Raw genomic sequence first — 12,358 nt, forward strand, 5'->3', positions numbered from 1 at the left:
TATACGTTTTGACTGCCAAAATCGGCAGTCATCTTGTATTGCAGCTAAAGCATGTACATATCTATTTTTTTTTAATAGCCATAAAAAATTTAAATTATTGAACATAATTAAGCGTCGACACCAAATAAATCTCGCGTATAAACCTTTTCACTTACATCTTCTAATTCTGACGTGCGGCGATTGGCTACTATAACATCAACACGTTCTTTAAAAGAATTAATATCACGCTCAACATAAGAACCAAAGAAATAAGGCTCTTTTAGTACAGGTTCATATACAACTATCTCAATTCCTTTGGCTTTGAGTCGTTTCATTACACCCTGAATACTACTTGCTCTAAAGTTATCACTACCTGCTTTCATTATGAGGCGATAGATTCCTACAACTTTTGGCTTAAGACTTAATATATCCTCCGCAACAAAGTCTTTTCGGGTAGTATTGGCATCGACAATAGCCTGGATTAAGTTCTGCGGAACATCACGATAATTTGCAAGTAATTGCTTGGTATCCTTAGGTAAGCAATAACCTCCATAGCCAAAAGAAGGATTATTATAATGTTGGCCAATTCTAGGATCTAAACCAACACCCTCTATAATTTGCTTTGTATCTAAACCATGAACGGAGGCATAAGTATCCAATTCATTGAAATAAGCAATCCGCATTGCAAGGTAAGTATTTGCAAAAAGTTTAATGGCTTCAGCTTCAGTGCTATCCGTTAACAATATTGGAATATCTTTTTTTATAGCACCTTCACTGAGAAGCTCTGCGAACTTCCTTGCTCGTTCGCTACGCTCTCCGACAACTATACGAGATGGATACAGGTTGTCATAAAGAGCTTTACCTTCACGTAAAAATTCTGGGGAAAAGATAATATTATTCGTGTTTAGATCGCGTTTTAGTCGTTCAGTAAAGCCGACGGGGACTGTAGATTTGATTATGATAGTTGCTTGAGAATTTACTTCTATAACACCACGGATAACTTCCTCTACTGAGCTTGTATTAAAATAATTCGAACCTGGATCATAATCAGTAGGAGTGGCTACTATTACATATTCTGCATTTTTATATGCAGAATGCGTATCCTGGGTTGCATATAATTTTAACCTTTTATTAACCAGATAATATTGTATATCCTCATCAATAATTGGTGACATTTTATCATTAATGAAGTTTACTTTTTGTTTGTTAATATCAATTAAAGTAACATCATGATTTTGTGAAAGTAGGATAGCATTGGATAAACCGACATAGCCGGCTCCAGAAATGGTAATTTTCATATAATCTAACCGAGAAAAAAACAATATTTAAGTTATACTCTAATCATTTAGAATAGCGAATATCCATAAATATCTGAGCAAAGATGTTAATAATAAAATACTATTACAACTATGTTCTTTTCCTCAAGAAGGCAGGAATAGTGTCTCGATCCCAATTTACCCCAGTTTTTACTACTTCTGCTGGTATACCGGCTATAGCTGTAAACTGTTCAGTAAATTCTTTTGAAACTATGGAACCAGTACCAATTATACTATTATTAGGAATAACAGTTCCTTTGAGAAAGGTTGCTTTTGCGCCAACCCATACATGGTCTCCTAAGATTATCGGTTTTGAAGCATTCAATACTTTATTATTGTCTATGCTATATATAGTATGTCCATCACAAGATCTAAATACTATTTCAGAACTTAACATACAATCCTTACCTATGTATACCGATAAGTTATCATCGTTTACGATTGCAAAACGTGCACTTTCTATAGAACACCCTTCATCGATAAATAATTTCTTGTGTCTGCAAGAGCATGCAGTTTCTATTTTTGTGTTTTTAATCCCCTTGCTATGTGTTTTTTTTATACAGATATGAGCCATACTACCACATATTATTTTTGTGTTATAAAATATAGCCCCTTCATGGATTTCAACTATACCTCCATAGCTACCTTTAAATTCTACAGAAAGTCCATCAATAGCAGGATTTACAATTTCACTTCCATTAGCTAAAATTAACTTGTAAACAAACTTATCATTTTCAATTGCCATATTTCATATCTCTACTTTGAGAATAAACATTCAATCTTAAAATAACGACTCAATTTTATTTGTGTATGTGAAATTGTTATCAATGCAAAACTTATTAAATAACAATTACTAAAAAAGACTCATCACAAAATACTAAAATACATTCTAAAATGATATCAATATATACATATCATGATTAATTTCGCTTTTGAAAAAATCATTTAACACCTGTCAAAATAAATGTGCAAAAAATATATAATATACATTTCAAATATTATTTTTAAATTCAATTCCGAACTTTGTAAATGCCGACCTAATCACTTGATGCATATCATAGTATCGATATTCAGCAAGTCTACCACCAAAAATAATTCTTTCATCATTTTTTGCAAGATTGTTATATTTTTCGAAAATATGCCTGTTACCTTCATCACCAACAGGGTAATACGGTATTTTTTCTCTAGCCCATGTATCAGGTATTTCTTTTGTTATAATTGTTACATTCTCCTCAGCACTCGCCTCATCAAAGTATTTATGTTCAATAATTCTGGTCCATGGAATATCTGCTGATGTGTAGTTAATGACCGCATTGCCTTGATAATTTTTCATTGGCAATAGTTCATTTTCAAACCTCAATGCCCTATACTCTAACTCCCCAAATTTATAGTCATAGAACTCATCAATTTTACCAGTAAAAACAATTTTCTTCGCTAGCCTATCAAAACATTCTTTATTAGAAAAATAATCAGTGTTTACTCTAATCTCTATTCCCTTCAACATATTTTCAAACATTAAGGTATATCCTCCAATGGGTATACCCTGAAATTTATCAAAGAAATAATTATTATCCCAAGTCATTCTCACGGGTAGACGGGTAATAATCGATGCGGGTAATTCTTTAGGATCTTTTTGCCATTGTTTTTTGGTGTAATCGCGAATTAATGTATTGTATATATCAGTGCCAACTAGCGAAAGAGCCTGCTCTTCCAAATTCAATGGTTTACGTTCTAACTTAAGCTTTTGTGATTCAATCTTTGCAATCGCCTCCTCAGGCGTCAGAACTCCCCACATAGCATTAAATGTGTACATGCTAAAGGGAAGGGAATAAGCTTTACCATTATTTATAGCAATAGGTCGATTTATAAAGCTATTAAATTTTGCAAAGCGATTCACAAAATTCCATATATCATCATCATTGCAATGAAAAATATGGGGACCATATATATGTTGGTGAATGCCATGTTTTTTTTCTGTATAGCAATTCCCTGCTATATGTTTTCGTTTTTCAATAATAAGACATTTTTTCCCTGCGTCCGTTGCCAGGCGAGCAAATGTACATCCAAATAATCCAGCCCCAACAATAAGATAATCGTACATTTTATCTCCAACTGATGATTGTTAAAATATATTCATTATGTATATTTAATTTGGTAAAGAATTTATAAACTCTTTTTTATATTCATTAAATTCCTCATGCATATCTGAAGGAATTCGCTCTTTTGCCCAATCAATAAGCTCCACACTGAATTTGATCCATTGCTGTTTTATTTCTGAGAAAGCCGGATAGTGCATAATCCGTTCTTGGGTATAACGAAGTGCTTCAAATACCATAAGTCTTCGACCGTCAGATATATTTGTGATTTGGTTTCTTGTTGCAAACTTACGATGTATACAAATCTCATCGTTGATGTAAGATATTTTCTGTGCAGCGACTATGCTATGCCAATGATATGGTATATCATTATGCACAACTGTAGGGCCAAAGAAAATATTTTCATCATGCAGTAAATCTGTTTTTATAATACGATTCCATGGATAGTTAATCAGAGCAGAAGCATAATTCCTTATTTTATGTTTTTCTTTTTCAAATGACTGCCATAATCTGTCATCTGCATTAAACATACCTCTTGTTTTTTTCTCATCATAATATTCAATTTTATACTTCATAAGTAATAAATCGGCATCTTCTAAAATTGCTTTCTTGACCGCATGCTCTAATGATTTAGCATTAATAACATCATCCGCATCAAGAAAATAAGTATACTTCCCTGTACATAGCGGAATTACTGAGTTTCTTGCCCGCCCAGCGCCTTTATTACCTTGATGATAATAAACTACATTAGTATATTTTCCCGCATAATCCTGGCAAATTGTTTGTGTGTTATCATTTGAACCATCATCAATAATTATAATATTGAATTTTATATCTGATATTTTCAGAACTGATTCAATGCTTTCAGCAATTAGGTCTTCACAGTTATATGCAGGTATGACAACTGTCAGGTCTAAATCAGGATAAGAATTAGCATATTCAGCAAATCTCTTATTAAAATTATCTCTAACATTGTCCGGCTTAATTATTTTTTGTGTTTTTTTATAGATATGAGACAAGCGAGATCTAATTATATTTTTTGTTATTAAATCTGGTTGACGAGTAGTAATCCAATCAGTTCTATAACAGAAGTCATAAAATTCATCGAATAAAACCTGATGCTTTACTGTTTTTTTTAAGAGAAAATTAGAAATTGTATTAAGATGTGATGCAAGGGCCGCTAATTTATATAGAGCTGAACTCATTGTTTGCCCTTCGCGGGCCATACGATGATAACTAATGATATGATCAATCATTACAACACGTTCTGCACTAGATAACACAAACCAATGCAAAGGATTATCCTCATAAAAATAATCTCCTTCTGGATACTCTAAACCATTACTCTTAACAAATTTTGTAAGATATAATTTTCTCCAGGGTACTGGGGATAACCTAAATAGTTGTGGTGTGGTTACTCCAGATATTATAGTTTCGACAGGTATGCCTTTCCATCTTTCCTTATCATAAGCTGGGCTAACAAGTCTGGTTTCCTGATCAAAAGTATTAAAGTCCCCAATGACCAATTCAGCATTAAATTTTTCTGCCGTAGTAACTAATTTTTCGAAAGCATCTTTCGACACCCAGTCATCGCTATCAACAAAACCGATATATTTACCTTTAGCTGCATTGATGCCAATGTTACTAGGTATACCTGCGCCACCAAGAGTGTTAAAACGTAGATCAATAAATTTTATTCTTGAATCAATATTTTCATACATTTCAATGATACGTTTTCCATCATCTGTTGAAGCATCATTGATAATAATTAACTCAAAATCAACTAAGGTTTGGGATAGAACTGATAGTATACTAGCGTCAAGATAAGGCCCAACATTAAATACTGGCATTATAATTGATAACAGAGGGGCATCATTAATTTCAGATTCTTGTTCTTTGCAATCAAATCCTAAACTTTCAATTCTTTTAATATTTAATATAGCGTATGGGTACAAAGGGCTATCTTTTGATATTTTTTTATACTCTTGAATGGCAAGTTTGTATTGCCCATCTCTAAAGTAAGCATTTCCTAATTTTAAACTCACTTCTTATATTCTCCTTTATAATTTGAATGATACTCAATAATATTACGAAGTAGATTTTTTTCCATATGTAGTCGCAAAAAACATTCCTTTTTCATTTTTTATAAAATCATGAGTGAACTGTATATTTTCCGCTGACCAATATTTTTTCCATAACTCAGCTGTTAACTTTTCTTCATCTCGATAAGCATCATCCAAGACCCAATCAATTTCATGATCAGATATAAAGTGAGACATAAATGGAAGTGCAGGATAACGCGCATTAGCACATGTATTACCAGGTGGCCCATCTACAAGGACTAGCAATCTCTTAGAGCCCTCCTGTAAACGCTTTGCTAACTCAATTAATACATCTTCACAAGAGTAATATTTATAGCATCCTGTGCCATCGGACCATTCTTTTAGCGGGGCTAAATGTAGATCAACCATTGATTCGACACCATGATAAGCAAGCATATTTTGTGTATTAGTAAAATAATACTCATCATGATCAAAACTAATGAAAAATTTATCTTCATTATCTTTGAAAAGATTAAATGTCATAAGACCTTTGGCTATTAATAAAGTTGAAACTCCACTTCCAAACTCAATAATAGCATCATAATTTCGCTCACGTATTCTTTCTAAGAGAAATACTCCCATATCTGGGCTTATTGGCCAACCATGAAACCCTGTTATGCAGTCACCATGAGTCAAGTATTGTTGAATGGATATGAAGGACTCTACATGACGAACTGATTTACTAAGTTTTGCATCTAATTCTTTTTTTATTAAAACAGGTAAATTTTTATTAATATGAGTATATATTTCCTTTTGCTGTTCCTCTATCTTTTTCATCATCGTGCATACATTATCTGTATGAACTTCATATTTAGATAAAATGTTTTCATTAACAGCATGGAACTCATTCAGATTAATACCAGACAGCTCCGATTTATTTTTTAGTTTTAATAATTCATTCTCAATATTATTTTTTTTATCCAGGATTTTTTCAAATTCTAACTTATGTTTTTTTTCAATATCATGAATTTTTAACTTATATTCAACAGATTGCTGTTCCAAACTAGACTGTAATATACTTATCTTCCGCTGCTGTTGTTTAATTTCTTCTTTTAGATTTTCTGCCTCAGTTATTTTTAATGCTACATTTCTAGTATAAATAGCATAGCCTATAGAAGGATGACGTTCTTGAAATAAATGGACCCGCCGCATGCCTACTTCATTCAAGACTTTGTCTAAATTTTTTAGGCTAGCAGAAAATGGTTCATCTTGTATGACTACCCTACTTACTACAACCTCTATTCGATGTAACATATCCCCCGCATGCTCAAGAATTTCTGGTGCGGGTAGGCAATCAATAAATAGCCAATTCAAGGGTAAGTTTTCACTTTTTTGTAGGCTATTAAGTGTGATACCATTATGTATTACCTCTTCATCTATACACTTTATATTTGGCCATAGTGAATGTAATTGCTCTGGAGATAACAACCCGCTTTCTCGTGAGTTATCTACATAATGAAAAATATGTGGCTCTCTCCCGAATATTACAATCTTATTCAATAAAACCCATTCTTTATTTAAAGGAATATTATGTTTTAACAACTGAAACTGCTTCTGATTCCCTTCAACCAAAATGACAGGGTTCACACATTTTTTGTAAAGCCATTGGACCCAAATACTGCTTCCATTTCCAGCACCAACGACCATGACACCTGTCGGTGGATATATCGAACTTAAACAATCCAGCCATGTTTCCTCCGGTTGGGAAATCATAGATATTGATTTCATCGTATATTACTCACCTCGTTCTAATCGAAACTGTCGCACATTTTGTGCTAGTGCAAATGGGAGTTTAATCCAACCGAATGGAGACTTAATATTTTTAAGTAATGTCTGTCCTAATCTATAAGAAAGATGTTTTTTTACTCGTTCTGCTTCAAAGGCGTCATTATATGCATAAATAGGCGGTTCATTTTTATGCACAATATCTTTCTTTTGATTTCGGTATTTTTTAGCTTCAGAGCAAAGAGCCCAAGGCATTCCTAGCCAACCAAATAGTGAGTGCGAATGTTTTATCATAACTGCACCTAGCTTATACCCTAGTTCATTTTTTATTCGCTGAGCTGCTCCATACAGTGGTACTGGTAATTGTTGCTTGAGCTTTTGGTTATCGTAATAATATTTCTCCAGTTCATCCTGGGCGCGATGTAGTTGGGATATTAATGATTTATTCTCTTCTTCTAATCGTGAAATGCCAGAACGCAGCTCTTTAGCTTTTTGTTCAGTCGCATTCAGTGATGATAACTTGCTTTGAAGCTCATGTATTGATCGTTGTGATAATGTTATTTGAGATTCACGTTCCTGCAATGTTTTTAATGTGGCTTTGAATTCTTTTTCAAGCTCACCTAGTTTAATTTCTAAACAATTACGTTCTTTTTCTTTTTCTTTAACTAATCTTTCCTTATCTTCAAGATAGCATTCCTTAATTTTAAGCTCTTTTTCTAAATTTTTCTTGTTTAAATAAACGCTCTCTAAATCTTCCTGGGCTTCGTATAATTGTGACAATACTAACGATTGTTCTTTATTTTTTTCAGATAGTATAAGTTGAGTATCATTATTAATTTTTTTGTATGCTTTATGGAGTGCGGTTATTAGTTTATAACTCACATCCTGTTGTTGCATAAAATTTTCAAAAGCCTTAGTTGGATGAATCTCTTGTATAAATGATTGAGACGGGAGATTAGCTACAGATTGTAATTCAGCATAAAGCTGTTGACTTGCAGGGTAGTATTCTAGTAAATGTTTTAGCAAATAATTCTCTGTGATTTCATTTGAAAATGCAGTTCTGACAACTCTTGAGTCAATACCAGAAATATTAATTACATCTTGATGTATTACTGGAAACTGACATGATAATTCATTAGTTTGAGAGTAATTTATAATATCTGTATTCTTTTCTATTAATTTTGAGGATAAAGATGGCAACTCAAGAAGTTCTTGAATTTGTCGTATACAATCCTCAGAATTCCTTTTTATTTGTTCAGAACTAACCAATATGCATCTTTTTTTATTTCGCAGAAAAAATCTTAATAACGCACTATTATATGCAACCCAATTATTTATCTTTCTTTCGATGTTTTTTTCGTCTGCATATGTTTCATTTTTCCTGTCTATTAATACTGATTGAGGCTTGTCATAGACCAATACAAACATTAACTTATCATCAAGCTCCAACCAATAATTTAGTAAATATATTAAATTTGGATCTGACCACCCCCAAAATAATTGATCTATATTGTTAAGCATTAAATCCAAAACAAGGCTATTCCATACAGGAGAAATCTGTAATGGATGAAGTTCACTCTCGTTTTCAATATCTTCTAATGGATGAACTTGATAAGCATTACAAATAGTTGTAGTAATATCACTTGGCGTTAGATTTTCCCGCCTTGAGGATTTTGGATAAGCCATTCCTCTTTGTCTAAGAATATCCTCAACTTCCTCAAATTTTGAATTTGGGTGGCCAACAACAACTATTCTGTTCATCAAATTACCTTTTTGTTAACTATAGATGATATACGTATAAGTATTTAAATTACATTGTATTGAATATATTTAGACATAATTAACACTTCTTGAATAACATCGTTTTTATAATTATTTTATATAGCATTATAATATACCATCAATAGAGTTTGTTTTTATTTTCACTATGATGCATCATAAAAATTAAATTATTGTTTATGCTGTTGATATTTATTTGCATAGCTATATATATTTAGTCATAAGATTCAGAATCGCCCAATATATAATATTTTAAATTTTTATACTCCTCGATCCCTTCCTGAACATCCTCATAAAAACCAACCGCATTATCATCCTTAAAAACAATGGCCACATCACAAAACTCTTTCAATGAATTCAAACTATGTGAAACCATTAAAAAACTAGATTCTTTATGCCTTTCTTTAAACAATTGAGCGCACTTCTCTTTAAACCTGGCATCACCGACTGCGGTTACTTCATCGACGATATAATAATCAAACTTAAATGCCATGCTTAAACCAAAGCCTAAACGCGATCGCATACCAGATGAGTAAGTTTTGATCGGCATATCGAAGTACTTACCGAGTTCGGCAAATTCTTCGACAAACTCAATTTTCTCTTTCAGCTCTTCTTGCTTCGCGTATAACCGCGCAACAAATTTTACGTTTTCGCGTCCGGTTAAACTTCCCTGAAATCCACCGGCGAGGCCGACTGGCCATGATATTGTTTTATTGGTGATGATCTTTCCACTGTCGGGGCGGTCAATGCCGCCAATCATTCTCAGTAACGTTGATTTACCCGCTCCGTTGCGACCAATAAAGGCGACACTTTTTCCTGAAGGGATTTCGAGGTTTAAATCCTTAAAAACATAGTGTCGACCCGTTGGCGTGCGATATGACTTCGTCAAATTCTCAATTTTAATCATGATGTCAGCATTGCCTCTTCACGCGTTCGGTATAACGCCAGACCGATGAACAGGGTGACCAGAGTAAACATTGCCAGGTAGTTCAGACTCACGCCTTCGCTGATATAGCCAGGCATAACGGCCTCGCGGCTTAACTCCACGACATGCACTAATGGGTTCCAGAGTAGATATGACCAGTATTGCTTTGGAATCGAGTGTAGAGGGAACATGATGCAGGAGATGAAATACAGCGGCTTAAGCAGTATCGGCAGGACCTTTTGCATTTCAGGGAAGGTTTTGCCAACGACCATGAATATTAAGCCGACGCCACATGAAAGAATGATCAGCAGACTCCAGGTAAGCACAAGTTGTAAAAAATTTGTTATTTCGAAATATTCGCCGGCCATCCAGACAATGAGCATAAGCAATATATAAACAGCAACGTAAATCAGCGTCTCAAGCAGTGCGCGTGCAATGATCGTATCGATAGGTTTTACTGGTCGATAATTAAACAACCCCTGGTTCGCTTCAATAGCACCTACAGAACGTTTGCTGATGCTGCTAAAGATAAAAAAGGGAATCAGGCCATTAAGTAAAAACACCGGGAATGAGATGTCTGGCATCGTGCGGTGCATAATGTAACCAAAAATGCCCAACAGTATCAGCAAATGCGCAGAGGGTTCGAGAATCGCCCACAGATATCCCAGACGGAACTTACCAAAGCGTGTTCGTATTTCTCGTAGAAATAATGCCTCTACGGTGACTTTCTGGACTTCAAATCCACTTCTTGCCATTTGGTGATGTGATCCTATTCTCTTCAGGTATGCTACCGCCCCTGGCTTAACAGCTACCAATACACTGGAGGTAATACTTGTTTGTAACTGGATAAAATTCACTCAGACGGTTTGACCTTTTTAATAGCCGCAAACAATTTCATCAGAAATTATTTCCGCAGGGATAAATAGATCTATTTCCGTCTCGTTTCTTCTAATCCATTCTTCAGGCATGAATGTATTCGGTCTTCTGGTAATTTCAGAAAACTGGCCGTTTTAGAATGTAGAGTTAATTTCTCAGGAAATTATTTCTACCTCTTTTTGCTTAACCAATATGGCTTGAAAAAGACGTAACGCAGCATGCGTTCTGGATTACTCCGGAACACACTTATTCAAAATGGGCCGCTAATTTCGCAAGAAATTATTTTTCACCATTACTGTTAACTACTTGATTATAATACCACCTATGAATTTTATGCGTAGCAACACCTGCAATCTGTCTCAAACCAGAACGCATGCGATTGATTACCAATAAATTGTTTAGTGAGAAACTATTTCCATATTTAAAATTCACTCATGTACTTCTTATTTATATCTACAGCACCCTCTTCGCAGTTATATTTGTGATCTCCATCACATTTAAACGGTGTTATTTAAGTTGCACCAATAATTCCGCAGGTAATTATTTTTATTATTTACTTTAACCAGCGTTACAGCCAGCATTAACCGTCGGTAGATATACCAAATCAGACATTTCTTAAAATCGACGAATAGTTTCCGCGGAAATTATTTTGCTTTCCCAAAATTCCCTTTCTGATTATCTCCAGGAATTTTACTAATTTCCAGGCTACACAAAATACAGATCACACAAGAATTATCCTATATGTTTTGGCCTATCAATTGTTACGCAATGATTTATTGCAACTATTAATAATCATAATGTGTCAAAACACTTAAGCATCTTTACAGTCTGTGAAAGGTGTCTATTCACAAGGGCTACATAGTGAAAAACGAATTCCTACAGTATTGTCGAACATTCCGTGGCGGCCTGGAAGGAGAGTGCATTCTTGCTACATCAGAACTCAGCCCGGTGAGCGGGTTTGACAGTTCCGCACTCACCATTGGGCTAAGGGTTATCAGGTGGGGTTAAGGAAATAGCAATATCTACCCCCGCCCAAACTCCAGTCGCTGCACGTTCACCATCCCAGGCTTCTCACCCGCACTGACATCAATTTGTGTCACCCGCAGCGCATATTTTTCGTTCAGCGTATTGAGCCAGTTCAGCAGGTCATTAAACACCACCGGTTCTATCCAGACCTGAATATTCTCCCCGCGCTCGGCTATCCGCTTGATGACCACGGAGTGCACGGAAGCACTGTCACTGATGACCCGCGATACCTGTGCAGGCGTTGTCGTGGCGGATTTTCGCGCCGCAATAATATCCGGCGCGGCGCTCTTCATCCGGGAGTTCATCGCCACCAGCTGTTGCAACATCGTCTCCTGTTGCTCAATCCGTTCGCTCAAAGGCTGCCAGATGAGGACGTAATATCCGGCGCTAAACAGGAACACTGCCGCTGCCAGTAACATGCCTTTTTCACGCGGCGAACGCCCTGCCAGGTGTTGTGCCAGCCAGTGTTCGCCACGGCTTAACTGGCGTTCACGCCATTGCTGAAAATAGTGAATAAATTTATCGCGTAACATG

Annotated in this window: 9 protein-coding genes; all 9 read right to left on the reverse strand. The window is 35.1% G+C overall.

What is annotated here, in order from left to right:
• Positions 1-107 precede the first annotated feature (107 nt).
• The 9 genes from FEK42_RS05835 to yghD all read right to left on the reverse strand — a co-directional run bounded on the left by FEK42_RS05835 (position 108) and on the right by yghD (position 12,357).
• Positions 108-1,277: a nucleotide sugar dehydrogenase gene (locus FEK42_RS05835; RefSeq protein ID WP_135492313.1), complete on the reverse strand. Its 1,170-nt coding sequence runs from the start codon at positions 1,275-1,277 to the stop codon at positions 108-110.
• A gap of 109 nt (positions 1,278-1,386) precedes the next feature.
• Positions 1,387-2,040: an acyltransferase gene (locus FEK42_RS05840; RefSeq protein WP_135492311.1), complete on the reverse strand. Its 654-nt coding sequence runs from the start codon at positions 2,038-2,040 to the stop codon at positions 1,387-1,389.
• A gap of 246 nt (positions 2,041-2,286) precedes the next feature.
• Positions 2,287-3,396, reverse strand: a complete 1,110-nt coding sequence (glf, locus tag FEK42_RS05845) for a UDP-galactopyranose mutase (protein WP_135492309.1) — start codon at positions 3,394-3,396, stop codon at positions 2,287-2,289.
• A gap of 45 nt (positions 3,397-3,441) precedes the next feature.
• Positions 3,442-5,436, reverse strand: coding sequence for a glycosyltransferase family 2 protein (locus FEK42_RS05850; RefSeq protein ID WP_135492308.1), 1,995 nt, complete (start codon positions 5,434-5,436; stop codon positions 3,442-3,444).
• 42 nt (positions 5,437-5,478) lie between these two features.
• A complete protein-coding gene (locus tag FEK42_RS05855; protein ID WP_138211765.1) occupies positions 5,479-7,221 on the reverse strand; it encodes a hypothetical protein in 1,743 nt (580 codons plus the stop codon).
• A gap of 6 nt (positions 7,222-7,227) precedes the next feature.
• The gene (locus FEK42_RS05860; protein ID WP_138211766.1) at positions 7,228-8,979 is read right to left on the reverse strand and encodes a hypothetical protein; all 1,752 of its coding nucleotides are present in this window, start codon (positions 8,977-8,979) and stop codon (positions 7,228-7,230) included.
• A gap of 232 nt (positions 8,980-9,211) precedes the next feature.
• Positions 9,212-9,904 carry an ABC transporter ATP-binding protein gene (locus tag FEK42_RS05865; protein WP_135492306.1) on the reverse strand — a complete coding sequence of 231 codons (693 nt, stop codon included), beginning with the start codon at positions 9,902-9,904 and terminating at the stop codon, positions 9,212-9,214.
• A complete protein-coding gene (locus tag FEK42_RS05870) occupies positions 9,901-10,677 on the reverse strand; it encodes an ABC transporter permease (protein ID WP_130207971.1) in 777 nt (258 codons plus the stop codon). The genes FEK42_RS05865 and FEK42_RS05870 overlap by 4 nt, the downstream gene beginning before the upstream one ends.
• 1,143 nt (positions 10,678-11,820) lie before the next feature.
• Complete coding sequence (yghD, locus tag FEK42_RS05875) at positions 11,821-12,357, reverse strand: GspM family type II secretion system protein YghD (protein ID WP_135410442.1); 537 nt, start codon at positions 12,355-12,357, stop codon at positions 11,821-11,823.
• Between the last annotated feature and the right edge of the window lies 1 nt (position 12,358).

The organism is Escherichia sp. E2748, from assembly GCF_005781125.1.
GTDB lineage: Bacteria > Pseudomonadota > Gammaproteobacteria > Enterobacterales > Enterobacteriaceae > Escherichia.